General features: G+C 64.2%; 22 protein-coding genes. 7 read left to right on the forward strand and 15 right to left on the reverse strand.

From position 1 onward, the window contains the following. Nucleotides 1-64: 64 nt before the first annotated feature. A complete protein-coding gene (locus tag IAE39_RS23445; RefSeq protein ID WP_003249516.1) occupies nucleotides 65-676 on the reverse strand; it encodes a trimeric intracellular cation channel family protein in 612 nt (203 codons plus the stop codon). A 91-nt stretch (nucleotides 677-767) separates the two neighbouring features. Then, a complete protein-coding gene (gene orn, locus IAE39_RS23450; protein ID WP_003258152.1) occupies nucleotides 768-1,310 on the reverse strand; it encodes an oligoribonuclease in 543 nt (180 codons plus the stop codon). A gap of 116 nt (nucleotides 1,311-1,426) precedes the next feature. On the opposite strand from orn, the gene rsgA reads away from it, so the two are divergent. Next, a complete protein-coding gene (gene rsgA, locus IAE39_RS23455; protein ID WP_201206910.1) occupies nucleotides 1,427-2,458 on the forward strand; it encodes a small ribosomal subunit biogenesis GTPase RsgA in 1,032 nt (343 codons plus the stop codon). Between the two features lie 116 nt (nucleotides 2,459-2,574). Further along, a complete protein-coding gene (locus IAE39_RS23460; protein WP_201206911.1) occupies nucleotides 2,575-3,054 on the forward strand; it encodes a molecular chaperone Tir in 480 nt (159 codons plus the stop codon). Nucleotides 3,055-3,203: 149 nt separating this feature from the next. On the opposite strand, the gene motB is transcribed toward IAE39_RS23460, so the two are convergent. Together motB and motA are read right to left on the reverse strand one after the other, a co-directional pair. Continuing rightward, nucleotides 3,204-4,250: a flagellar motor protein MotB gene (gene motB, locus IAE39_RS23465; protein ID WP_201206912.1), complete on the reverse strand. Its 1,047-nt coding sequence runs from the start codon at nucleotides 4,248-4,250 to the stop codon at nucleotides 3,204-3,206. A 3-nt stretch (nucleotides 4,251-4,253) separates the two neighbouring features. Then, nucleotides 4,254-5,105, reverse strand: coding sequence for a flagellar motor stator protein MotA (gene motA, locus IAE39_RS23470; RefSeq protein WP_201206913.1), 852 nt, complete (start codon nucleotides 5,103-5,105; stop codon nucleotides 4,254-4,256). 130 nt (nucleotides 5,106-5,235) lie between these two features. Here motA and IAE39_RS23475 point away from each other — a divergent pair, with 130 nt between their 5' ends. Genes IAE39_RS23475 through asd form a run of 3 tightly spaced genes read left to right on the forward strand, consistent with a single transcriptional unit; the run spans nucleotide 5,236 to nucleotide 8,498 of the window. Next, nucleotides 5,236-6,771: an HDOD domain-containing protein gene (locus tag IAE39_RS23475; RefSeq protein WP_201206914.1), complete on the forward strand. Its 1,536-nt coding sequence runs from the start codon at nucleotides 5,236-5,238 to the stop codon at nucleotides 6,769-6,771. A 44-nt stretch (nucleotides 6,772-6,815) separates the two neighbouring features. Continuing rightward, the gene (locus tag IAE39_RS23480) at nucleotides 6,816-7,625 is read left to right on the forward strand and encodes a rhodanese-like domain-containing protein (RefSeq protein WP_201206915.1); all 810 of its coding nucleotides are present in this window, start codon (nucleotides 6,816-6,818) and stop codon (nucleotides 7,623-7,625) included. 9 nt (nucleotides 7,626-7,634) lie between these two features. After that, nucleotides 7,635-8,498, forward strand: coding sequence for an archaetidylserine decarboxylase (gene asd, locus IAE39_RS23485; protein WP_201206916.1), 864 nt, complete (start codon nucleotides 7,635-7,637; stop codon nucleotides 8,496-8,498). A 135-nt stretch (nucleotides 8,499-8,633) separates the two neighbouring features. Here asd and serB read toward each other — a convergent pair whose 3' ends face one another. Beyond that, complete coding sequence (serB, locus tag IAE39_RS23490; RefSeq protein WP_201206917.1) at nucleotides 8,634-9,848, reverse strand: phosphoserine phosphatase SerB; 1,215 nt, start codon at nucleotides 9,846-9,848, stop codon at nucleotides 8,634-8,636. Between the two features lie 134 nt (nucleotides 9,849-9,982). Here serB and IAE39_RS23495 point away from each other — a divergent pair, with 134 nt between their 5' ends. Next, nucleotides 9,983-11,440: an AhpA/YtjB family protein gene (locus tag IAE39_RS23495; protein ID WP_201206918.1), complete on the forward strand. Its 1,458-nt coding sequence runs from the start codon at nucleotides 9,983-9,985 to the stop codon at nucleotides 11,438-11,440. A 219-nt stretch (nucleotides 11,441-11,659) separates the two neighbouring features. Here IAE39_RS23495 and IAE39_RS23500 read toward each other — a convergent pair whose 3' ends face one another. From IAE39_RS23500 to IAE39_RS23540, 9 genes are all read right to left on the reverse strand, one after another. Next, on the reverse strand, nucleotides 11,660-12,370 hold the full coding sequence (locus IAE39_RS23500) for a PqiC family protein (RefSeq protein WP_201206919.1): 711 nt from the start codon (nucleotides 12,368-12,370) through the stop codon (nucleotides 11,660-11,662). Between the two features lie 172 nt (nucleotides 12,371-12,542). Continuing rightward, nucleotides 12,543-14,801: a DNA topoisomerase IV subunit A gene (parC, locus tag IAE39_RS23505; protein ID WP_201206920.1), complete on the reverse strand. Its 2,259-nt coding sequence runs from the start codon at nucleotides 14,799-14,801 to the stop codon at nucleotides 12,543-12,545. Nucleotides 14,802-14,811: 10 nt separating this feature from the next. Further along, nucleotides 14,812-15,330 (reverse strand): retropepsin-like aspartic protease family protein, encoded by a 519-nt coding sequence (locus tag IAE39_RS23510; protein WP_201206921.1) that lies wholly within the window; start codon nucleotides 15,328-15,330, stop codon nucleotides 14,812-14,814. After that, complete coding sequence (locus IAE39_RS23515) at nucleotides 15,327-16,313, reverse strand: esterase-like activity of phytase family protein (protein ID WP_201206922.1); 987 nt, start codon at nucleotides 16,311-16,313, stop codon at nucleotides 15,327-15,329. The genes IAE39_RS23510 and IAE39_RS23515 overlap by 4 nt, the downstream gene beginning before the upstream one ends. Further along, nucleotides 16,310-18,214 (reverse strand): DNA topoisomerase IV subunit B, encoded by a 1,905-nt coding sequence (gene parE / locus IAE39_RS23520; RefSeq protein ID WP_201206923.1) that lies wholly within the window; start codon nucleotides 18,212-18,214, stop codon nucleotides 16,310-16,312. Before parE ends, IAE39_RS23515 begins: the two co-directional genes overlap by 4 nt. 35 nt (nucleotides 18,215-18,249) lie before the next feature. Beyond that, on the reverse strand, nucleotides 18,250-18,858 hold the full coding sequence (locus IAE39_RS23525; protein WP_201206924.1) for a YqiA/YcfP family alpha/beta fold hydrolase: 609 nt from the start codon (nucleotides 18,856-18,858) through the stop codon (nucleotides 18,250-18,252). Nucleotides 18,859-19,119: 261 nt separating this feature from the next. Further along, complete coding sequence (gene cpdA, locus IAE39_RS23530; RefSeq protein ID WP_201206925.1) at nucleotides 19,120-19,920, reverse strand: 3',5'-cyclic-AMP phosphodiesterase; 801 nt, start codon at nucleotides 19,918-19,920, stop codon at nucleotides 19,120-19,122. A 13-nt stretch (nucleotides 19,921-19,933) separates the two neighbouring features. Further along, entirely contained in the window at nucleotides 19,934-20,386 is a 453-nt protein-coding gene (locus tag IAE39_RS23535; protein ID WP_016501905.1) for a DUF1249 domain-containing protein, read from the reverse strand. Then, on the reverse strand, nucleotides 20,377-20,994 hold the full coding sequence (locus tag IAE39_RS23540) for an NUDIX domain-containing protein (protein WP_201206926.1): 618 nt from the start codon (nucleotides 20,992-20,994) through the stop codon (nucleotides 20,377-20,379). Before IAE39_RS23540 ends, IAE39_RS23535 begins: the two co-directional genes overlap by 10 nt. A gap of 184 nt (nucleotides 20,995-21,178) precedes the next feature. Here IAE39_RS23540 and IAE39_RS23545 point away from each other — a divergent pair, with 184 nt between their 5' ends. Next, nucleotides 21,179-21,925 carry an RsiV family protein gene (locus tag IAE39_RS23545; protein WP_201206927.1) on the forward strand — a complete coding sequence of 249 codons (747 nt, stop codon included), beginning with the start codon at nucleotides 21,179-21,181 and terminating at the stop codon, nucleotides 21,923-21,925. Here the strand turns inward: IAE39_RS23545 and cytX are convergent. Further along, nucleotides 21,894-23,177 (reverse strand): putative hydroxymethylpyrimidine transporter CytX, encoded by a 1,284-nt coding sequence (gene cytX / locus IAE39_RS23550; protein WP_201206928.1) that lies wholly within the window; start codon nucleotides 23,175-23,177, stop codon nucleotides 21,894-21,896. The genes IAE39_RS23545 and cytX overlap by 32 nt on opposite strands. Nucleotides 23,178-23,187 lie beyond the last annotated feature (10 nt).

A 23,187-nucleotide genomic window follows, 5' to 3' on the forward strand; every position in this document is an offset into this window, starting at 1 on the left:
CCCCCCCCCCCCCCCCCCCCCCCCCCCCCCCCCCCCCCCCGCTCCTACAACTGACCGCGTAGATTCACTGCTGGTCGTTATAGTGAAACTTGGGCATTTCCCAGTGGAAACGAATCGCCAGCAAGCGCACCAAAAACCCGCCAAACAAGGTCAGCAGCATCGCCTGCTCCGCCGGCACCTTGAAATACACGCAACCCAGGTAGAACCACGCGGCCGCGAACGACACGCTGGCGTACAGCTCGCGGCGGAACACCAGTGGAATGTCGTTGCAGAAGATATCGCGCAAGATCCCGCCAAACACGCCGGTAATCACCCCACTGATCGATGCCACCAGCATGCCCTGCCCCATCTCCAGCGCGGTCATGCAGCCAATCAGGGTAAACGCCACCAGCCCCAGGGCGTCCAGCACCAGGAACAGCGAGCGCAGGCGGCGCATCATCGGCGCGATGAAAATGGTCAGCAGCGCGGCAAAACTGGTCAGCACCAGGTACTCCGGGTGCTTCACCCAGGTCAGCGGGTAGTGCCCGAGCAGCACGTCGCGCACCGAGCCGCCGCCCAGGGCGGTGACGCAGGCGATAAGCACCACGCCGAACCAGTCCATGCCGCGGCGCCCGGCAGACAGCGCGCCAGTCATGGCTTCGGCAGTGATTGCGATGAGGTAGAGCATCAACAACATGGTGCGGGTCCGTGCGAGAAAGGCGCGCAGTCTAACCAGTTGCCCAAGGCACCAAAAGGGGGCGCAGATACAATATCTGCGCCGTTTAGGCTCACACCTTGATGAAGTGCTCGCGATAGTGGCGCAGCTCGGCGATGGATTCGCGAATGTCGTCCAGTGCCAGGTGGGTATTGCCCTTCTTGAAGCTGTCACGCACGTCCGGTGCCCAGCGCGCAGCCAGCTCTTTCAGGGTGGAGACATCCAGGTTGCGGTAGTGGAAGTAGTTTTCCAGGTTGCGCATATGGCGGTACAGGAAGCGGCGGTCCTGGCAGATGCTGTTGCCGCAGATCGGCGACTTGCCCTTTGGCACCCACTGCTCGAGGAAGGCAATGGTCTGTGCCTCGGCTTCGGCCATGCCGACCTTGCTCTCGCGCACGCGCTGGGTCAGGCCCGAAGCACCATGGGTGCGGGTGTTCCACTCGTCCATGCGCGCCAGCACCTCGTCACTGTGGTGAATGGCGATCACCGGGCCTTCGGCCAGGGTGTTCAACTCGCTGTCGGTGACGATGGTGGCCATCTCGATGATGACGTCGCTGTCCGGATCCAGGCCGGTCATTTCCAGGTCGATCCAGATCAGGTTCTGTGGGTTTTGCATGCAGGGGCTCCTCATATAGGCCGTCATATTAGCCTAGGCTCTGCGTGAAAAGCCCGGCGTGCTAAACTGCCTGCCGTTTTCAATGCCCCGCCCGGGCCACTCTACACGGTACTTTCATGGCCAAACGCCAGCTCAATCGCCGCCAGAACTGGCGGATCGAAAAAATCCAGGGTGAGCGCGCCGCTCGCGCCGCCAAACGCGAGCAGCATGTGCTGCAGGAACTGGAGGGTGGTGACCTGGGGCCGGAGCAGCTGGGCCTGGTCATTGCACACTTCGGCGTGCAGGTAGAAGTTGAAGCCCAGGACGGCGAAACAGCGGGCCAGGTGTTCCGTTGCCACTTGCGCGCCAACCTGCCAGCGCTGGTTACCGGCGACCGGGTCGTGTGGCGTGCCGGCAACCAGGGCATCGGCGTGATCGTCGCGCAGATGCCGCGCAGCACCGAGCTGTGCCGGCCAAACAACCACGGCCAGTTGAAGCCGGTGGCCGCCAACGTCGACCTGATCGTGATCGTCTTCGCCCCGGCCCCGGAACCGCACCCCAACCTGATCGACCGCTACCTGGTAGCCGCCGAGCACGCCGGCCTGCGCCCCCTGCTGCTGCTGAACAAGGCCGACCTGATCAACGACGAGAACGGCCCTGGCCTGCATGCGCTGCTGGAGGTCTACCGCGAGCTCGGCTACCCGCTGCTGGAGGTTTCGGCGCACCACGGTGACGGCATGCAACGCCTGCAGCAACAGCTGGACGGCCACATCAGCGTGTTCGTCGGCCAGTCGGGGGTGGGCAAGTCGTCGCTGGTCAACAGCCTGCTGCCAGACGCCGGCACCCGCGTCGGCGACCTGTCGGAGTGGTCGGGCCAGGGCACGCACACCACCACCACTGCGCGCCTGTACCACTTCCCCAACGGCGGCGACCTGATCGACTCGCCGGGCATTCGCGAGTTCGGCCTGGGCCACGTCAGCCGCGATGACGTGGAAGATGGCTTCATCGAGTTCCGCGACCTGTTCGGCACCTGCCGCTTCCGCGACTGCAAGCATGACCGCGAACCGGGCTGCGCACTGCTCAAGGCGCTGGACGATGGCCGGATCAAGCCACAACGCATGAACAGTTACCGCTCGATCATCGCCAGCCTGACGGAAGACAGCTACTGATTAGACTGTAGGATTTTTTACCTAATGGTGTAGGGCGCTTCTGGTTTTGCCGTCATCTATTGCCCACGCCGCTGCTTTCCCTGATGGTCAGGACTTCAATCAGGGAGGGTAACGCCATGCCGGTTCTTATCAGCTACCGCCACACAGCTCGGCTCGACGCCTTCATCCTCAACGAACGCCTCTTGCTGGAAGACATCCCCACCCAACTGGTGCAGATCGATTGCGATGGGCAGACCCATGACGACCTGTATGGCAGCTTCTGCCAGCAGATGAGCGATGCCACACACTGGATCGGCGTGTTGTCGGCCGATATCGGCCAGGATGGCTGGACGGCCTGGCTGCTGGGCGCGGCAACCATGGCCTGTCGGCGAACGGGCTTCTTTTGCAAAGGGCCTGGTGAACTTCCAGAAGGTTTAGGGCGCTGGCCGATCATGCATGAACGTGCGCATATCGACCTGTTTGTGCGGGCTTATCATGACGAACGCACATTTGCGCGGGCCATGACGCTGCCACCGGGGCGTGGCTCACGTATGGACAGGGACAACGCAGACTTCTTTCATGCTGACCTCAAGGCCAAGATCAGGCGGGGATTCTGAGGCAGACGCGGTCAATGTAGGAGCGGCCTTGTGTCGCGATAGGGCCGCAAAGCGGCCCCAGGATTTCAGCTTCGCAGCAAATATTGCCGGGGCCGCGTTGCGGCCCTATCGCGACACAAGGCCGCTCCTACAAGGGGACCGCGTAAGGCTTACTGATCCTTGGCTTCATCCATCTTCAAAGTCCCGTCCTCGAAGATGTTCAGCTTCTGGCGCAGTTCACGCGGCTGCATCGGTGCCTGGTCGGCGCTGGCCGCCGGGGCCGCCGGCGCAGCGGGTGCCGCAGCCCCCGGCGCTGCACCACTGGCCGGCGGTGCAGCAGGCTCGGCAGGCTGAGACTCCGGCGTACCCTGCTCACCCTCGATATCCCGCTGGGCCTTCTTGGTCAGCACGATGATGTCGATACGGCGGTTGACCGGGTTGAACGGGTTCTTGCGGTCGAACAGCGACGACGAGGCGTAACCCACCACCCGCGCCACCTGGCCGTCCGGGTAACCACCGGCCACCAGCGCACGGCGCGCGGCGTTGGCGCGGTTGGCCGACAGTTCCCAGTTGCCGAATTCGCCCGTGCCGGCATACGGCTTGGCATCGGTGTGGCCGCTGACGCTGATCTTGTTCGGCACAGCCTTGATGGTGTCAGCCATGGCCAGCAGGATGTCCTCGAAGTACGGCTGCAGGCGCGCACTGCCAATGTCGAACATCGGCCGGTTCTCGGCATCCATGATCTGGATACGCAAGCCGTCCTGGGTGATCTCGAACAGGATCTGGTCCTTGAACTTCTGCAGCTGCGGGTTCTCTTCCACCTTGTTCTGCAGTTCCTGCAACAACAACTCCAGGCGCTCGCGCTCGACCTGCTCGGCCATGGTCTCGACCTGGTCCTTGTTCAGCTGCGTGGGAGACTGCTGCGTGGGCTCGGTCTTCACTTCCGGATTGATGGTTTTATCCGGCGCCATCTCCGGCGAACCGCCCAGGTCGATAACATAAGGCGTGCCACTCTCGGAGAAACCGATCGGGTCCTGGAAGTAGCCGGCAATGGCGATCTTCTGCTCTGGCGTGGCCGTGGACATCAGCCACAGCACCAGGAAGAACGCCATCATCGCCGTGGCGAAGTCGGCGAAGGCGATTTTCCAGGCGCCGCCGTGGTGGCCGCCGCCAAAGCGCTTTACGCGCTTGACGATAATGGGCTGATTGTTCTCCATGACTCAGCGACCGCGAACCGCTTGTTCCAGCTCGGCGAAGCTTGGGCGGTGCTTGGGGTACAGCACCTTGCGCCCGAACTCGACCGCCAGCGAAGGCGGCATGCCCGAGGCCGAGGCCACCAGCGAAGCCTTGATCGATTCGTACAGGTTCAGCTCTTCCTTGGCATCGTGCTCCAGGCACTTGGCCAGCGGGCCGAAGAAGCCGTAGGCCGCCAGGATACCGAAGAAGGTACCGACCAGTGCCGCACCCACGTGCATGCCGATAGCCGCCTGGTCGCCCTCGCCCAGCGAAGCCATGGTCACCACGATACCCAGTACCGCCGCGACGATACCAAAACCGGGCATGCCGTCGGCAATGCCGGTCACCGCATGGGACGGGTGCTCCAGCTCTTCCTTCATGCTCAGCAGCTCCATGTCGAACAGGCCCTCGAGTTCGTGCGGGGCCATGTTGCCGGTGGACATGATGCGCAGGTAGTCGCAGACGAACGCGGTCATGCGCTCATCGGCCAGCACCGTCGGGTACTTGGCGAAGATCGGGCTGGCTGCAGCGTCTTCGATGTCGGCCTCGATGGCCATCATGCCTTCGCGACGGCTCTTGTTGAGGATCTCGTACACCAGTCCCAGCACCTCAAGGTAGAAGGCATGGCTGAAACGCGAGCCGAACATCTTCATCGACTTCTTGATGACGTGCATGGTCATGTAGCCGGGGTTGGCCTGCAGGAATGCACCGAAGGCCGCACCGCCGATAATCAGTACTTCGAACGGCTGGATCAGCGCTGCGATCTTGCCGTGGGAGAGCACGTAGCCGCCGAGCACGCTCGCGAATACGACGATGATGCCGATAATTTTAGCCATAGGTTCAAAGCACTTGCTGTCGTGGTCAGGGGATGAGACGAGAGCTTTAAAACTCTTCTTCTACTTATCGGCAGAACTGCGCCAGACTATAGCCACATAATGCGAAAAGCCAGTTCGGACTGATGTCAAAATGCCAATTGAAACCAAGGTGCCCGCTCAGGCTCCGCGTACGCTAGAGGCCTGGGTCAAGCTGCTCGAGAGTGTTCGCATCCCCGTACCGAAGCACAGCTACGACCGGGTCATGGCTGCGATCCATGATAGCCGCCGCTCGCTGCGTGACATCGCCGAACTGATGCAGGATAGCCCCGCCCTGGTGCTGTCGGTGATGCGCGAAGCCAATCACCCCACCAATGCTAGCCTGGCCGAGCCGGCCGAAAGCCTGGAGGTTGCGCTCAACCGCCTGGGCCTGGAGCGCAGCGAACAGCTGCTCAAGCGCTTGCCAGCGTTGCCCGCCGAAGAAATCCCGCCGGTGCTCAGCCAGTTCCAGCTGATCAGCCAGCATGCCTCGCAGCAGGCCAGCGGCCTGTTCGCCAGCCGCCTGGCGCGGCTGTGGCAGGAAATTCACTGGGGCAGCCTGCTGTTCCTGTCGCCACTCTGGCCACTGGCGCTCGCCTACCCCAAGCTGCTCGATACCTGGGAGCTGCGGGTTATCCACAAGGGTGAAGAGGCAGCAGGGGTCGAGGAAGAACTGTTTGGCGTGCGCATCATGGCGCTGTGCCAGACCATGGCCGAGTACTGGCGCCTGCCGCAATGGGTCACCCAGGGTTACCGCCTGCTGCTGGAAGAGCGCGAGCAACTGGCCCAGGTGCTGAGTATTGCCCGTGACGAAGACCTGCTCAGCCAGCAACACCGCCTGGATGCCGAGCCCGGCCTGCGCCGCTGGTTCAACCAGCCGGCCAATACCGTGCTGCTGGCCAACAACCTGGCCCTGGCGGCGCAGGTTGGCTGGGACAACCCGCACCTGCTGCGCTGGCAACTGCTGACCGCACTGTACCTGCAGACTTCGCTGGAAGACGTGCAGCAACAGATGCACCAACAGGCCGCGGCCAGCGCCCGTCGCCATGCCCGACATGCCCTGTTCCACCCGGCCGAGGCGTTGATCTGGCCGTGGCACCAACGCCGCCCGCACCCGGATATGCTGGCCCCGCCACCGCCCAGCAGCGATGAACTGGCACGCTGGCGCACGTTGTGCCAGGACCTGCTGGCGCAACCCAGCCCGTTCACCAACACCGTGCACCTGGCAACCCAAGCCCGTGAGGCCCTGCTCGCCTGCGGCATGCAACGCATCATGCTGCTGAGCCTGGACAAGGCCAGTGACTACCTGCGCGTGCAGCAGACCGCCGGCCTGCCCAAGGAAGCCGCAGCCCTGGCCCTGCAGGTGTCGCAGAACAAACTGCTGCAAAAACTGCTGAGCCAGGCCGGGCAACTGCGCATCACCCCGGAAAACCACAGCCAGTTCTCGGCCCTGCTGCCCGCCCCGCTGCGCGCGCTGTTCCGCAGCGAACACGTGCTGCTACGCTCGCTGGCGGTGAACGACCAGGTACTGATGGTGCTGGTGGCCGACCAGGGCTGCCGGCCGTTGGCCGAAATCAGCGTGCAGGCCTTCGGCAAGACCGCGCAGTGCATCGAGCGGGCCCTGTCGGTGTTTGCCAACCGCAAGGGCTGAGCCTTGCGCTACAATCGCCCCTCTTTCCACACTGGAGACCGTGGATGACTGACTTTTCCGGCCTGCCGCTGGTGATCGAAGCCGCAGACCTGCTGCCACGCCTGGAATCACCGCAGCTGATCCTGGTCGACCTGAGCAGCGCCAACCGCTATGTCAGCGGGCATATCCCCGGCGCGCGCTTTGTCGAAGGCAAGCGTACCCAGCTTGGCCAGCCACCCGCCCCCGGCCTGCTGCCGGCCCTGGGCGAGCTGGAAAAACTGTTCAGCGAACTCGGCCACCGCGATGATGCCGTGTACGTGGTGTACGACGATGAAGGCGGCGGCTGGGCCGGGCGCTTCATCTGGCTGCTCGACGTGATCGGCCACCCGCACTATCACTACCTCAATGGCGGCATCCAGGCCTGGCCGGCCGACAAGCTGGCCACCGAAGTGCCTGCCAGCGGCAGCGCCCCGGTGCACCTGCACATCGACGGCGCCCCCACGGCCACCCGCGAGTACCTGCAAAGCCGCCTGGGCGCCGATGACCTGGTCATCTGGGACGCGCGCGGCCCGCAGGAATTCAACGGCGAGAAAGTACTGGCAGCCAAAGGCGGCCACATCCCCGGCGCAGTCAACTTCGAGTGGACCGCCGGCATGGACCTCAACGACCACCTGCGCATCCGCCAGGACATCGCCGAAGTCCTGCAGAAACTGGGCATCACCCCCGACAAGGAAGTGATCACCCACTGCCAGACCCACCGCCGCTCCGGTTTCACTTATCTGGTGGCCAAGGCCCTCGGTTACCCACGCGTCAAAGCCTACGCCGGCTCGTGGAGCGAATGGGGCAACCACCCGGACACGCCTGTAGAAGTTTAAGGAACCTGCATGAAATCCCGTCTGTTCATCATCAGCCAGTACCTGCTGCCGCACCACTTGCTGTCGCGGCTGGCCGGCTGCGTCGCCGAGTGCCGTGTGCGCTGGTTCAAGAATGCCTTCACCGCCTGGTTCGCCAAGCGCTACCAGGTCAACATGAGCGAAGCACTGAGCGAAGACCTGAGCGCCTATGAGCACTTCAACGCGTTCTTCACCCGCGCCCTTAAGCCAGGTGCCCGCCCGCTGGACGAAACCCCGGGCGCCATCCTGTGCCCGGCCGACGGTGCCGTCAGCCAGCTCGGCCCGATCGAGCACGGCCGCATCTTCCAGGCCAAGGGCCACGGCTACAGCGCGCAGGAACTGCTGGGTGGTGACCCGGCCATGGCTGCGCCGTTCATGGGCGGCGAATTCGCCACCATCTACCTGTCGCCCAAGGACTACCACCGCGTGCACATGCCGCTGGCCGGTACCCTGCGTGAAATGGTCTACGTGCCGGGCCGGCTGTTCTCGGTCAACCAGACCACTGCAGAGAACGTTCCCGAGCTGTTCGCCCGTAATGAGCGCGTGGTCTGCCTGTTCGATACCGAGCGCGGGCCGATGGCCGTAGTGCTGGTGGGTGCGATGATCGTTGCTTCGATCGAGACCGTGTGGGCCGGCCTGGTGACGCCGCCCAAGCGTGAGCTGAAGACCTTCCGTTACGACGAAGCCAGCCGCGCGCCGATCCACCTGGAGAAAGGTGCCGAGCTGGGCCGCTTCAAGCTGGGTTCGACCGCTATCGTGCTGTTCGGGCCGGAGCAGGTGAAGTGGGCTGAGAGCCTGGGTGCCGGGTCTGCGGTGCGCATGGGGCAGCAGCTGGCGGCGCCTGTGCAGGCTTGATTGCCTGATCGATCCGTGGGGCTGCTTTGCAGCCCAATCGCGACACAAGGCCGCTCCCACAGGAGAAATGTGATCCCCCTGTGGGAGCGGCCTTGTGTCGCGATTGGGCCGCAAAGCGGCCCTCAGCTTTTCAGATCAACCGCGCGCGTCGCGGTCGCGCAAGCCCAGCAGATAAAGCACGCCATCCAGCCCCAAAGTGGAAATCGCCTGCTTGGCCGACTGGCGCACCAGTGGCTTGGCACGGAACGCCACGCCCAGGCCGGCCAGCGACAGCATCGGCAGGTCGTTGGCGCCATCACCTACGGCAATGGTCTGCTCCAGCTGCAAACCTTCTTCGCTGGCCAGCTTCTGCAACAGTTCGGCCTTGCGCTGGGCGTCGACGATCGGCTCTACAGCCACGCCAGTCACCTTGCCATCGACCACTTCCAGCTCGTTGGCGAACACGTAGTCGATACCCAGGCGCGCCTGCACCTGGCGGGCAAAATAGGTAAAGCCACCGGACAGGATCGCGGTCTTGTAACCCAGGCGCTTGAGTTCGGCAAACAGGTTTTCAGCGCCCTCGGTCAGGCGCAGCGAGGCGCCGATCTCGTCCAGCACGCCTACATCCAGGCCCTTGAGCAGCGCCATGCGCTCCTTGAAGCTGGCGCGGAAGTCCAGCTCGCCACGCATCGCACGCTCGGTGATCGCCGCCACCTGCTCACCCACGCCAGCCGCCTTGGCCAGTTCGTCGATGACTTCGGCCTCGATCAGCGTCGAATCCATGTCGAACACCGCCAGGCGGCGGTTGCGGCGGAACAGGTCGTCCTTCTGGAAGGCAATGTCGATGCTCAGCGCTTCAGCCAAGGCGAAGAAGTCGGCACGCAGGGCCTGGGCATCGCTCGGCACGCCACGTACGGAAATTTCGACTGCCGCCTTGCCCGTGTCGGTTTCGGCGTCCAGCGCCACGCGCGCCGACAGCCGCTCGATACGCTCGATGGTCAAGCCGTACTGGCTGATCACCGCACTCACCCGCTGCAGTTGCTCGGGGGTAATCTTGCGGCTCAGCAGGGTGACGATGTGGCGCGCCTCGCCATGGCCATCGGCCCAGTGCTGGTAGTCCGCCTCGGAAATCGGCGTGTAGCGAGCCTGCAGGTTCAGCTCGTGGGCCTTGGCCTGCACGCTTTGCAGCAGCGCGGTGGCCACTTCGTTGTCCGGGATATCGACCAGGATGCCGAACGACAAGGTGCCGTGCATGACCGCCAGGCCGATGTCGAGGATACTCACACCGCCCTGCAGCAGGACGCCGGTGATAGCCGCAGTGAGACCGGGACGGTCCTCACCGGTGATGTTGATCAGGACGATTTCGCGCACAACCTGGCTCCGACTTCGATGAAAAATGCGCATTCTACCGATTTTCCATGACCATCGGGCGCCAACGATACTTTGCCGACAAAACCCGGCTCGCTATACTCCCCCCACTTTCTTGCCATTAAGAGCCGAGCTCAGTGAACCGGCCCACGCCCGTCAAACCAGACAACTTCTTCCTGATGATCTATCGTGCCCTGAGTCAACGTCGCGTGCCGCTGGCACTGCGCATCGCCTGCACCAACATCTTCCTGGTGGCACTGGCGCTGGTGATCTACGCCTGCGTGATGGGGCTGCAGTTCAAGCAGGCCATGCACGAGCAGGCCGATGCCCTGGGGCAGAGCCTGACCACCCAGACCGCTACCTCGGCGACCGAGCTGCTGGTGTCCAACGACATCCTCAGCCTCAACGTGCTGCTGGGCAACCTGGTGAAAAACCCGCTGGTGGCCCATGCGGCGATCTACAGCGTCGACAACCGCATCCTCGCCGAGGCTGGCCAGCGGCCGCGCAACAGCCTGCTGGGCGAGGCCGAAGGCCTGTACCAGACCAAGATCACCTTCCAGGACGTGACCGCCGGGCAACTGCGCATCAGCCTGGACATGAGCCAGTTCCAGCAGCCGATGCTGATCAGCCTGCAGAGCATGGGCATCCTCGCCGCCATCCTGCTGGCGCTGGCCTTGGCCCTCAGCTTGCGCCAGGGCCGCTATATCACCCTGCCGCTGCTGCAGTTGCGGGTATGGCTGCGCGACCCGCAGTACTACACCCCGGCCACCGACCGCCAGGACGAGATCGGCGACATCGCCCGCCAGCTGCATGCACGCCTGGCGCCGCCGCCACCACCGGAACCGGAGCCCGAGGAAGACGACGAGCCGTTCGACGACCTGCACGACGACGCCCCGGCCCCCAAGGCCGCGCCGCGTGCCAAGGTTGCCGCGCTGGAAGACGAGGATGACGACGAAGCCTTCGCCGGCCTGCTGGACGACGACAGCGCCCCGAAAGCCGCCGCCGTGGTCGAGTCCGACGAACCGCAATACAGCGCCATCCTTGCCGTGCAGCTGGGCTCGCAGGAGCAGCTGCGCCGCCTGCCGCGCACGCGCCTGGCCGAGCTGACAGAGCGTTACCGTGACTGCCTGGAGCACGCGGCCTCGCTTTACGACGGTGAAACCCACACGCTCAACGACGGCAGCACCCTGGTGCTGTTCCACAGCCGCGAGTGTGGTGAAGACTACTTGACCAACGCCATTTGCTGCGGCGAGCTGTTGCGCGCCCTGGGCCATGCCCTGCAAATCGAAGTCGCCGACAGCGGCATCACCTTGCAGCTGCAACTGGGCCTGGTGCTGGGCAACGACCTGCATGGGCTGGAGCTGGTTGACCTGCTGATGGCCGAGAAGGCCCAGGATGCCCTGGCGCTGTCGCAACACAGTCGCAACCTGTTGCTGGTGGAGCGGCAGATCAGCGATGACGCGCTGATTCGCCAGCGCGCGCGCATTCGCCCGATTGCCAGCCCGGAGGGTGCTTGCTGTGTTGAGCGGCTGATGGAGCCCTACCCGTCGATGCTGGAGCGGCAGCTGGCACGCATGCACGAGCGCCGGGCCTGACAGCCCTGCACTAGCCCCCTGTAGGAGCGGCCTTGCGTCGCGATGGGCTGCGCAGCAGCCCCCAAGGTTCATTGCTACGGCACACATCTTTGGGGCTGCTGCGCAGCCCATCGCGACGCAAGGCCGCTCCTACAGGGACCGTGCCAGGCTTCAGACTGGTTTATCGCAGATACAAAAAAGCCCGCAACAATGCGGGCTTTTTTGTGGCTGGCTGTTCGATCAGAACCGATAGACTTCCATATCGGTACGAATCGGCGAGGCCATCGGGATCTTGGATTTCTCCGGTGCCTTCTTCACCTGTACCGGCGCAGCAGGCTTTTTAGGCGATTCTTCGGCAATGGCCGGCTGGTTGGCCAGCGGCTTCACCGCGGTGCTCAGCTGTTCGGCCAGTTTTTGCAGCAATTGACCCTGAGCCTGTACCTGCGACGACTCGCTGCCCTCGTGCGGCTGCTCGAGGTGAACGATGCGGTTGTCGCGCACATGGCCACGACGGTCCAGCAGTCGCCACTGGGCATCCAGAATGGCCGGCTGGTCCTTGCCCGAGTCCAGGCGGGTAATCGACAGCAGCACTTGCACGTCAGGGCTGAAACCGGTGGTGGCCGGGGCCAGCACCACACGCTGGCTGTCCAGGCGCCAGGCCAGTTGACGTACCAGCAACTGGTCGATGTCCGACGAAAGGCTACCCGCCCAACGACCGTCGGTCGCCGCGCTCAGGCTGCCGTCGGCCTGACGTTGCAGGAACGTCTCGCGCTGCAGGTAATCGGCCACCGATACCGGGCCGAGCACCACGGCCATGCCCGCACTCTGCGAAGGCTGGCCAGGATCACCGCTGTCGAGCTGGTACAAGGCGACCGGCTGATGCATGGTGCACCCGCCAAGGCCCAGCAGGCCGGTCATCAACAGCGCAAATGGAAGGCGCAGAAATTTCATCATCCCATCCAGGCGGTCGCCTACAGGCACACCGCAGTGATACATATAAATTCAAACGGGCACACGGCCACGCCGGCACCGCAAGGGCCATATCATCCGCGAAATAACCGTCCGACTCCAGTGTTTCTGCCCGGAACGGCGCTGAAATTGCCGTTCCAGACATTTCTACCGGTTACGCCGGCACTTCCACCTGCAAGCTATCGACACGCTGGAAGCCGCGTGGCAGCTTGCTGCCGCGCCGGCCGCGCTCGCCCTTGTAATGCTCCAGGTCGTCCGCCTTCAAAGACAGCGTACGCTTGCCGGCCTGCAATACAAGGGTCGCACCTTCGGGAATGACGGCCAGATCGGTGACATATTCTTCACGGCTGGCCACCCGGTCGCCCGGTACACCCATGATCTTGTTGCCCTTGCCTTTACCCAGCTGTGGCAAGTCGCTGACCTTGAACACCAGCAGGCGGCCTTCGGTGGTGACGGCCGCCAGCCAGTCCTGCTCACGGTTGGCCACCGGGCGCGGGGTCATGACCTTGGCGCCATTGGGCAGACTAAGCAAGCCTTTGCCGGCCTTGTTCTTGGCCTGCAGGTCTTCACCCTTGACCACAAAGCCGTAGCCGGCGTCCGAAGCCACCACGTACAGCGCATCGTCCTCTGGCAGCAGCACGCAATCGAAGGTGGCCCCAGGCGGAGGCGTCAGGCGCCCCGTCAGCGGCTCGCCCTGGCCACGCGCCGAAGGCAGGCTGTGGGCGGCCAGCGAGTAGCTGCGCCCGGTCGAGTCGATCAGCACGGCAAACTGGTTGGAGCGCCCGGCAGCAGCGGCCTTGAAGCCGTCGCCAGCCTTGTACGACAAGCCGGTCGCGTCGATGTCGTGGCCCTTGGCGCAGCGTATCCAGCCTTTTTCCGACAGCACCACGGTAACTGGCTCGGTCGGCATCAGCTCGTTTTCCGACAGGGCCTTGGCTTCGGCGCGCTCGACGATAGGCGAGCGGCGGTCGTCGCCATAGGTTTCGGCATCCTTGATCAGCTCGCTGCGCACCAGCTTGCGCAGTTTGGCCTCGCTGCCCAGCAGGGCCTGCAGCTTGGCCTGCTCCTTGAGCAGTTCGTCCTGCTCGCCGCGGATCTTCATCTCTTCCAGGCGCGCCAACTGCCGCAGGCGGGTCTCGAGGATGTAGTCGGCCTGGATTTCGGTCAGGTCGAAGCGCGCGATCAGCGCCTGCTTGGGGTGTTCCTCGGTGCGAATGATGTGGATCACTTCATCCAGGTTGAGGAACGCGGTGAGCAAGCCGTCCAACAGGTGCAGGCGCTTCTCGACCTTGTCCAGGCGGTGCTGCAGCCGGCGACGAACGGTATGGGTGCGGAACTCCAGCCATTCCACCAGGATCGTGCGCAGGTTCTTCAGCTGTGGCCGGCCGTCAAGGCCGATGATGTTGACGTTGACCCGGTAGCTGCTTTCCAGGTCGGTGGTGGCAAACAGGTGCTGCATCAGTTCGTCGGCATCCACGCGGTTGGAACGCGGGATGATCACGATGCGGCAGGGGTTCTCGTGGTCCGACTCGTCGCGCAGGTCAGCGACCATCGGCAGCTTCTTGGCCTGCATTTGCGCCGCGATCTGTTCCAGCACCTTGGCCCCGGAGACCTGGTGCGGCAACGCGGTAACCACGATGTCGCCATCCTCGACGCGATACACGGCGCGCATGCGGATCGAACCACGCCCGCTTTCGTACATCTTGAGGATTTCGGCCCGCGGCGTGACGATCTCGGCCTCGGTCGGGTAATCCGGCCCCTGGATGTGCTCGCACAGCTGCTCGATGGTGGCCTTGGGCTCGTCGAGCAGGCGCACGCAGGCGCTGGCCACTTCACGCAGGTTGTGCGGCGGTACGTCGGTGGCCATGCCCACGGCGATACCGGTGGTGCCGTTGAGCAGGATGTTGGGCAGGCGTGCCGGCAACACGGCCGGTTCCTGCAAGGTGCCGTCGAAGTTCGGCACCCAGTCGACGGTGCCCTGGCCAACCTCGCTGAGCAGCACTTCGGCATAGCGCGACAGCCGCGCCTCGGTGTAACGCATGGCGGCGAACGACTTCGGATCGTCCGGCGCACCCCAGTTGCCCTGGCCGTCGACCAGGGTGTAGCGGTAGCTGAACGGCTGCGCCATCAGCACCATGGCCTCGTAGCAGGCCGAGTCGCCGTGGGGGTGGAACTTGCCGAGCACGTCACCGACGGTACGCGCCGACTTCTTGTGCTTGGCATCGGCATCGAGCCCCAACTCGCTCATGGCGTAGACGATGCGGCGCTGCACCGGCTTCAGGCCATCGCCGATGTGCGGCAGGGCGCGGTCCATGATCACGTACATGGAGTAGTTGAGGTAGGCCTGTTCGGTGAAGTCAGCCAGCGAGCGGCGTTCTACGCCGTCCAGGCTGAGTTCCAGTGAGTCGCTCATGCGGGCCTCGTCATTTCAGGTTCTGGCGCAGCAGCATGGTGCCACCGCGCTGGGTAAATTCAAGTTGTTGCAGGGCACTCATGCCCAGTAAAACGGTGGGCCCATCCAGGCCCGGCACAACGGTGGCGCGTACGTTCTGCAGGCGGATGTCGCCCAGTTGCAGGCTGGCCAGGCGCGTGCGGTAACCTTCTGTGCGGCCGTTGGCGGTGCTCAGCAGTACCGGGCTGCCGCGCTCCAGGTTCAAGTCACGGGCCAGCGCCTCGGGGATCGCCACGTCAGTGGCGCCAGTGTCGAGCATGAAATGCACCACCTGACCATTGATTGCCCCATCCACGACGAAATGGCCCTGGCCATTACTCAGCAGGCGCACCTCGATAAAGCCCTGGCCATGCTCGGATTGCACCTGGCTGTTGGGGTTGCGCTGGCTGTCTTCCCACTGGCCGAAAAAGCGCGTGGCGAGGAACATGGCCGCCGCCCAGGCGAGCACCATCAGCACCCGCCCTGCGCGCTTGCCCGGCGCCTGGCTCATGGCTTGGCGCTCCAGCCACCTTCCGGAGCGTCGAAGCGCCACACGATCGGCCGGCTTTCGCCATCGGCACGGTCGCCGTTGTTGTTGTCCAGGCCGATCCACGCGCCCTTGGCATCGATCACCAGCGCTTCGGCCAGGCCAAACGGCTGATCGTAGCGGCGCATGGGCTGCAACGCCTCGGCGGCAAACGACCAGCAACGCTCGACCTTGCCGCTGTCGGCGTCGCGCCTGCATACCCGGTAGGCATTGCGTTCAAGGGTGAACAGCTTGCCTTCGAACCAGGCAAGGTCCGAGAAGTCGCGCGACAGGGCCCGGGCCTCGGGCATTTGCGCCGGCTGCATCTCGACCCCGGCCTCGCTCAGCAGCACGCAACTGCGCCCGCAGGTCCATACCGATTGCTGGCGTTCGATGGCCACCAGGCCACGGCGCTCGCGCTCGGCGGCCAGCCACAGGCGGTCACCCGCCGGGTTGATCGCCAGGCCTTCGAACAGGGCATTGAAGTTCAGCAGCATGCCGCTGGCACGGGCCTGGCGCACCATGGCCGGGTCGATCTTCAGCCAGTCCGGCTCGCCGTCCGGCGGCAGTTGCAGCACCGCGGCATGGGCTTCGCTGACCAGGTACAGGGTGCCCGCCTGGTCACAGGTGATGCCTTCGAAATCCAGTTCGCCACCGCGAATGTACGACGCTGCCCAGTTGCGCGACTTCAGCCCCCACGGCAGGCCGCTTTCCGGCACCGGTGGCGGGCTGAAGGTAAGCGGCTGCGCGCGCCAGGTGGCGTTCTGCTGGTCGAAGCGGTAGATGCGGTCGTCGTCGCGGTCGGACACACCCCACAGCGCGCCCCGGCACTGCGCCAGGCCAGACAGGTTGCCACCACGCATGCCGTCGATCGGGTGTTCGGCACTCATCTTCAGCTCCGGCCAGTTGCCCGCCATGCTTGGCAGGGCAACCAGCGCCAGGCAGGCCGCCAGGAGCTGACGAATCAAACCATGACCTCGGCCAGGTTGCCTTTGGTTTCCAGCCAGCTCTTGCGGTCACCGGCACGTTTCTTGGCCAGCAGCTTATCCATGAGTTCGCACGTAGCCTCGACGTCGTCCAGGGTCAACTGCACCAGGCGCCGGGTGTTCGGGTCCATGGTGGTTTCGCGCAGCTGCGGCGGGTTCATTTCGCCCAGGCCCTTGAAGCGGGTCACCTGCGGCTTGCCGCGTTTCTTTTCGGCCACCAGGCGGTCGAGGATGCCATCACGCTCGGCTTCGTCGAGGGCGTAGTAGATTTCCTTGCCCAGGTCGATGCGGTACAGCGGCGGCATGGCCACGTACACATGCCCGGCCTCGACCAGCGCGCGGAAGTGCTGGACGAACAGCGCGCACAGTAGCGTGGCGATGTGCAGGCCGTCGGAGTCGGCGTCGGCGAGGATGCAGATCTTGCCGTAACGCAGTTGCGTCAGGTCGGTAGCACCCGGGTCGACACCGATGGCCACGGCAATGTTGTGCACTTCCTGGCTGGCCAGCACTTCGCCGCCGTCCACTTCCCAGGTGTTGAGGATCTTGCCGCGCAACGGCAGGATGGCCTGGAATTCCTTGTCCCGCGCCTGCTTGGCCGAACCACCGGCCGAGTCACCCTCGACCAGGAACAGTTCGGCACGCATCGGGTCCTGGCCGGCGCAGTCGGCCAGCTTGCCGGGCAGTGCCGGGCCTTGGGTGATGCGCTTGCGCTCGACCTTCTTGCTGGCCTTGAGGCGGCGACCGGCGTTGCTGATGGCCAGCTCGGCCAGTTGCATGCCCAGCTCGGGGTGGGCGTTGAGCCACAGGCTGAACGCATCTTTGACCACGCCGGAGACGAACGCTGCCGCCTCCCGCGAGGACAGGCGCTCTTTGGTCTGCCCGGAGAACTGTGGCTCCTGCATTTTCATCGAGAGCACGAAGGAAATACGCTCCCAGATATCTTCCGGCGCCAGCTTCACGCCGCGCGGCAGCAGGTTGCGGAACTCGCAAAACTCGCGCATGGCATCCAGCAGGCCCTGGCGCAAGCCGTTCACATGCGTACCGCCCTGTGCGGTTGGGATCAGGTTGACGTAGCTTTCCTGCACGCTGTCGCCACCTTCAGGCAGCCACAACAATGCCCAGTCTGCGGCTTCCTTGTTACCCGCCAGGCTACCGCAGAACGGCTCATCCGGCAGGCGCTGGAACTCGCTGACTGCATCGACCAGGTAGGAGCGCAGGCCATCTTCGTAATGCCATTCGACCTTCTCGCCGCTGGCCTTGTCCTCGAAGCTGACCAGCAGCCCCGGGCACAGTACCGCCTTGGCCTTGAGCACGTGCTTGAGGCGGCTGATGGAGAACTTGGCCGAGTCGAAGTATTTCGGGTCGGGGCTGAAGTACACGCTGGTGCCGGTGTTGCGCTTGCCGACCGAGCCGACTACTTCCAGCTCGCTGGCCTTGAAGCCATCGGCGAAAGTCATCTGGTATTCGTTGCCGTCACGCTTGACGCGCACGCGCACCTGGGTCGACAGGGCGTTGACCACCGAAATGCCGACGCCGTGCAGGCCGCCGGAGAACTGGTAGTTCTTGTTGGAGAACTTGCCACCGGCGTGCAGCTTGGTAAGGATCAGCTCGACCCCGGACACGCCCTCTTCAGGGTGGATGTCCACCGGCATGCCGCGGCCGTCGTCGCTGACTTCCAGCGAGTGGTCGGCATGCAGGACGACCTGCACCGAACGGGCATGGCCGGCCAGGGCTTCGTCGACACTGTTGTCGATGACTTCCTGGGCCAGGTGGTTGGGGCGGCTGGTATCGGTGTACATGCCCGGCCGCTTGCGGACCGGGTCAAGGCCCGAGAGGACTTCGATGGCGTCTGCGTTATAGGCGCTAGCGCTGGGATTGGCCATAGGGTCTCGTCGTCAGTCTGGTGAGTGCAAAAAAGTCAAAATACAGAAAAATCGAGCGCCGCATACTGCCCGCGGGCAATGCCGGCAAAGGCCAGCAGGGCCGGCAGGCGCTCGGCGAAGCCCTGGAAGCTGTGGTCGCCACCGGCCTGGATACGCAGGGCACACGCGCGGTAATAGCGCTCGGCATGGCGATAGTCCAGGGTTTCATCGGCGGTTTGCAGCCACACTTGATAGCGGCTGGCATCTACCGGTGCCGGCACTTCCAGCTCGGCCAGGGCCTGCACGTGATCGTGGGTCAGCTCCCAGGTTTCATCGGTGTAGTGGTTGCGCTGGGTACCCAGGTAGCCGTCAAAGTGCTTGTGCGGGGTTACCGCCGGGTTGACCAGCAAGGCCTTGAGGCCATGGTGCTCGGCCAGATAGGTGGCATAGTAGCCGCCGAGCGAACTGCCCACCAGTAATGGCGCACCGAGCTCGGCGATGGCCGCCTCGAGCTGGGCGATGGCCTGGCGCGGGTGGTGGTGCAAGGCGGGCACGCGCAACTGGTCGGCCAGGCCGAGCTGCTGCATGACGGCTTCGAGCTGGCGCGCCTTGGTTGAAAGCGGCGAGCTGTTGAAGCCATGGATATAGAGGATGGAACCCGACATGCTGCCCCCGGAATCTGTGGCTTGGCGCCTGATGGTGCGGGCGCAGGGACGCGCAGTGTAGCGCGTTCGCCGGGTTTTGACGCAGCGCCACGGGTTTCGCAACAATTTCTTCACCGAAGGCCGCAACACTACGTGCCCTGTGGAATGGCCCCTGTGGGAGCGGGTTCACCCGCGAAGCATGCGACGCGGTGCATGGCACGGGCTTCGCCCGTGTTCGCGGGTGAACCCGCTCCCACAGGGATGGAGGCTGGCCTCAGGGGCTCAATACCCTGGGCTATCGAAGTCGAGCTTCACTTCAAAGTCCAGCGCCCGCTCTACCCCGGTTTCCAGCCGCCCGTCGGCATGCAGGCGCAGCCAGCGATAACCCGGCTGCTCTTCGCTTACCTGGAAGTCTTCGCTGCGCGCCGCGAACTGGATGCAGGTCGATGGCGTAGCCAGCAAACGCCGGCCATCGCGCAGCTCATCCCACGCCTGGTGCACATGCCCCCACAGCAACGCCCGCACCTGTGGATAACCTTCAATGATGTCGAACAGTGCCTGGGCATTACGCAAGCCGATCGGCGCAATCCAGGCACAGCCGATGTCCACCGGCTGATGGTGGAAACACACCAGGCAATGCCGCTCGCCCGCCCCTTTCAGGGCTGCTTCCAACACTGCCAGCTGGTCATCCTCCAGAAAGCCATGGGTCGCACCGGGCACCGCGGTGTTGAGCATGACAATGCGCCAGGCACCCATATCGGTTACCGCCTGCACCAGCTCCGGCGCCACTTGCGCCATGATTCGAGCCTCGTCATGGTTGCCGGGCAACCAGCGGGTCGGCACGGCAAACGGCGCAGTCAGCTCACGGAACGCTTCATAAGAGGCAACACTGGCATCCTGGGACAGGTCGCCAGTGCACAACAGCAGGTCGACCCGCGTTTGCTCGCGCCGCACCTGGGCCACCACATGGCGCAGGCTGTTGCGGGTATTAAGGCCGAGCATGCTGCCGGCCGGGTCAGCGAACAGGTGGGCATCGGTCAGTTGCACCACATGCACAGGGCGCGATGGTTCCGAGTGTGGCAACGGCCGTCTCCTTTCAGCGAACGCTGGCCAGTTCGTGGCCGCAGGCCAGGCAGTGGCTCAGCCATTCACCGAGGAACAGGTTGAGCTGGGCTTTTTCATCCGGCTGGTGCATGGCCTCGTTCGGGTATGGGTAGATGCTGCGCAGGCGCCGGGTGTGTTCGGCGCTGACCACTTCGGCCATGCGCGCATCGTGGTACACCTGCACTTCCAGGTGCGGCACCGGCAGCCACGGCAGGCTGTGCTCCTGGCGCACATGCAAGGTGGTGGTGTACGGGCAGGCCAGCACCACGTCCAGCACCAGCACACCGAGCATCTGGTCGCCCTGGGTCATGCCGATGCGGCGCGAGCTCTGGGTGGTGCGCATATCGGGCAACAGGCGCATCAGCCGGGCGTAGTTGGCCTCGCAGGCAGCCTGCAGCCCGACCAAGTCGACCCGATAGCGCTCGCGCAGCAGGTTCACTTCCACATACCTCGTACTTCATCACGGTTCAGCGCCAGCCATTGCAGGCCGATGATGGTCGCCGCGTTGCAGATGCGGCCGTCGCGTACTGCCTGCAAGGCATCCTCGAACGACCACACGCGCACACGAATGTCTTCGCCTTCTTCTTCCAGGCCGTGCAGGCCGCCCGCCCCCTCGCTGATGCAGCGGCCAAGGAACAGGTGAACGTATTCGTCACTGCCACCGGGCGACGGGAAGTAACGGGTCATCGGCCACAGGGCGCTGAAGGTCAGGCCGGCCTCTTCTTCGGCTTCGCGATGAGCGACTTCTTCCGGTTGCTCGTCCTTGTCGATCAGCCCGGCGACCATTTCGATCAGCCACGGGTTGCCAGTCTTGTCCATGGCACCTACGCGGAACTGCTCGATCAGCACCACTTCATCGCGCTGCGGGTCGTAGGGCAGCACACACACGGCATCGTGACGCACGAACAGCTCGCGGCTGATTTCGCGGCCCATGCCACCCGCGAACAACTCGTGGCGCAGGTGCACCTTGTCGAGCTTGTAGAAGCCCTGGAAGCAGTTGTCCCGCTTGACGATCTCGACCGCCCTGGGCACTGAGTTCAACGTGTCTGACATGGAAATCCTCGTTACCTCACTCACAGCATCGCGCCATCCTACTCTGCACGCTAGCCGGTTTCACCCCTTTAAAGTAACCGTTCGCGCACTCGGGACAGCAACTCTTCACTCTGATAGCTTAGTGGCGAACTGAAGGCCGCGCAGACGGTCAAAGGCCGACTTTCCCTGTTCTGCAAGGATCATCATGACACTTGTCAAACTGATTTCCGTGGCCGTGCTGGCACTCGCTCTGGGCGCCTGCCAGAGCCTGTTCACGCCCAACTACCGGGCCCCGCTCGAGGTCAAGCGCGACGCCTGGGAGCACGTCAAACCCGGCTGCAGCGAAAGCGACTGCCCGCTGGTGAACATCGACATGGTGCACTTCCCCGACCTGCCCAAGCTCGACGGCATCGTCGAAAAGCGCTTGCTGCAACTGACCGAAGATAATCAGCATGGCACTGCGCCAAGCACCCTGCAGGCCTACGAACAGCAATACCTGGCCACAGCCGACAAACGTAACAGCAGCTACCTGCAAGCCAAGGTACGCGAGCAGCATGACGGGCTGGTGATCATCGAGTTGTCCAGCTACCTGGACAGCGGTGGCGCCCACGGCATGCCCGGGCGTGGCTTCATCAACTATTCACGCAAGCTGGACAAAGTGCTGACCCTGCAGGACATGCTGGTGCCTGGCCAGGAAGAGACCTTCTGGAAAACCGTCGAAGAATCGCACCGCGCCTGGCTGATGAGTGTGGGTATGGACAAGGACGCCGAGTTCGTCAAGACCTGGCCGTTCAAGAAGTCGCCGCACGTCGCCCTGACGTACGGCGCAGTAGTGGTCAAGTACGAGGTCTATGCCATCGCCCCCTACTCCATGGGCCACGTGGAACTGAAGATCCCCTACCCGCGCCTGAATGGCGTACTCAAGCCTGAGCTGTTTCCCGGCCGCGGCTGAGGCTTAGCAAGGCATGCAGCACACCTGCCAGCAGCAACGCCGGCAGGGTGGCGCCCAGCTCCGGTGCGTTGGCGGCAATCAGGTGATAGGCCGCCACCCCGGCAAACCAGGCCAGTAGCGCCTGCCAATGCAAGCCATCGACCTGTGCCGGCAGGCGGCGGCGACGGATCACATAGTGGTCCATCAGCACTACGCCGAACAGCGGCGCAAACACCGAACCGATCAGCAGCAGGAAGTTCTCGTACTGGGCCAGCGGCGCCAGCAAGGCGATCAAGGTGCACAGCACGCCGATGGCCAGCGCCAGGTGCTCGACTTTCAATGGCAGCAGCACACCGGTGGAAACCGCCGCCGAGTGGATGTCGGCAAAGGCTTTTTCCGACTCGTCGAGCAGGATCAGCAGCAGCGGGATACCCATGCCCGCGCCAGCCAGGGCCAGCAATAGCGCATTGACTTCACCGCTGGCGGCGAAGGCCAGGGTGTAGGCTACGCCCAGGCTCATCAACCAGGTGTTGCCGATGAAGTAGCCCAGTACCGTACCGCCGAACACATGCTTGCCATTGCGGGCGAAGCGCGAGTAGTCGGCGATCAGCGGCAGCCACGACAACGGCATGGCAATGACGATGTCGAAGCCTACTGCCAGCGACATCGAGCCATCCCCGGCGCGGCCCCACAAATCAGCCAGGTCGGCCTTGGCGAACAAGTTCCAGGTCAGCCAGACGCAGGCGCCCAGCAACAACCAGATACCCCAGGCGCGCAGCACCTTGCGCACGAACGCCAGTGGCCCGCTCACCGCCAGCAAGGTCGCCAGGGCACCAAAGCACAGGGTCCACAGCATCGGGCTGTTCCAGGCGCTGTCCTCGCCAAAGGCGCGCGCGCCCAGCAGGCTGGCGGCATCGCGCATGACAATGATCTCGAACGCGCCCCAGCCCACCAGTTGCAGCAGGTTGAGCAGCGCCGGCAAGCGCGCGCCATGGCCCCCCAGGCTGAGTTTCAGGGTGCCCATGGCAGACAGGCCAGTGTCGCTGCCGATGACCCCGGCGGCGCCCAGCAACAGCACGCCCACGCCAGTGCCCAGGGCAATGGCCAGCACTGCGCCGGCCAGGCCCAGGCCTGGCGCGAGCATGGCGCCGACTTGCAGCACCATCAGGCCGATGCCTAGGGAAAACCATAGCGAGAACAGGTCGCGGGCGCCGAAGATGCGCTGGTGGGTGGGGACCGGGTGGTCGGGGGAGAATTGGCTGGGGGTGGTCATTGTTGTAATC

It is taken from the genome of Pseudomonas sp. S37, from assembly GCF_016658545.1.
GTDB lineage: Bacteria > Pseudomonadota > Gammaproteobacteria > Pseudomonadales > Pseudomonadaceae > Aquipseudomonas.

Bases quoted from the DNA above. Each gene is read 5' to 3' on its own strand.
- IAE39_RS23445 (WP_003249516.1), bottom strand. From the start codon at position 676: ATGTTGTTGATGCTCTACCTCATCGCAATCACTGCCGAAGCCATGACT.
- orn (WP_003258152.1), bottom strand. From the start codon at position 1,310: ATGCAAAACCCACAGAACCTGATCTGGATCGACCTGGAAATGACCGGC.
- rsgA (WP_201206910.1), top strand. From the start codon at position 1,427: ATGGCCAAACGCCAGCTCAATCGCCGCCAGAACTGGCGGATCGAAAAA.
- IAE39_RS23460 (WP_201206911.1), top strand. From the start codon at position 2,575: ATGCCGGTTCTTATCAGCTACCGCCACACAGCTCGGCTCGACGCCTTC.
- motB (WP_201206912.1), bottom strand. From the start codon at position 4,250: ATGGAGAACAATCAGCCCATTATCGTCAAGCGCGTAAAGCGCTTTGGC.
- motA (WP_201206913.1), bottom strand. From the start codon at position 5,105: ATGGCTAAAATTATCGGCATCATCGTCGTATTCGCGAGCGTGCTCGGC.
- IAE39_RS23475 (WP_201206914.1), top strand. From the start codon at position 5,236: ATGCCAATTGAAACCAAGGTGCCCGCTCAGGCTCCGCGTACGCTAGAG.
- IAE39_RS23480 (WP_201206915.1), top strand. From the start codon at position 6,816: ATGACTGACTTTTCCGGCCTGCCGCTGGTGATCGAAGCCGCAGACCTG.
- asd (WP_201206916.1), top strand. From the start codon at position 7,635: ATGAAATCCCGTCTGTTCATCATCAGCCAGTACCTGCTGCCGCACCAC.
- IAE39_RS23500 (WP_201206919.1), bottom strand. From the start codon at position 12,370: ATGAAATTTCTGCGCCTTCCATTTGCGCTGTTGATGACCGGCCTGCTG.
- parC (WP_201206920.1), bottom strand. From the start codon at position 14,801: ATGAGCGACTCACTGGAACTCAGCCTGGACGGCGTAGAACGCCGCTCG.
- IAE39_RS23510 (WP_201206921.1), bottom strand. From the start codon at position 15,330: ATGAGCCAGGCGCCGGGCAAGCGCGCAGGGCGGGTGCTGATGGTGCTC.
- parE (WP_201206923.1), bottom strand. From the start codon at position 18,214: ATGGCCAATCCCAGCGCTAGCGCCTATAACGCAGACGCCATCGAAGTC.
- IAE39_RS23525 (WP_201206924.1), bottom strand. From the start codon at position 18,858: ATGTCGGGTTCCATCCTCTATATCCATGGCTTCAACAGCTCGCCGCTT.
- IAE39_RS23540 (WP_201206926.1), bottom strand. From the start codon at position 20,994: ATGTCAGACACGTTGAACTCAGTGCCCAGGGCGGTCGAGATCGTCAAG.
- IAE39_RS23545 (WP_201206927.1), top strand. From the start codon at position 21,179: ATGACACTTGTCAAACTGATTTCCGTGGCCGTGCTGGCACTCGCTCTG.
- cytX (WP_201206928.1), bottom strand. From the start codon at position 23,177: ATGACCACCCCCAGCCAATTCTCCCCCGACCACCCGGTCCCCACCCAC.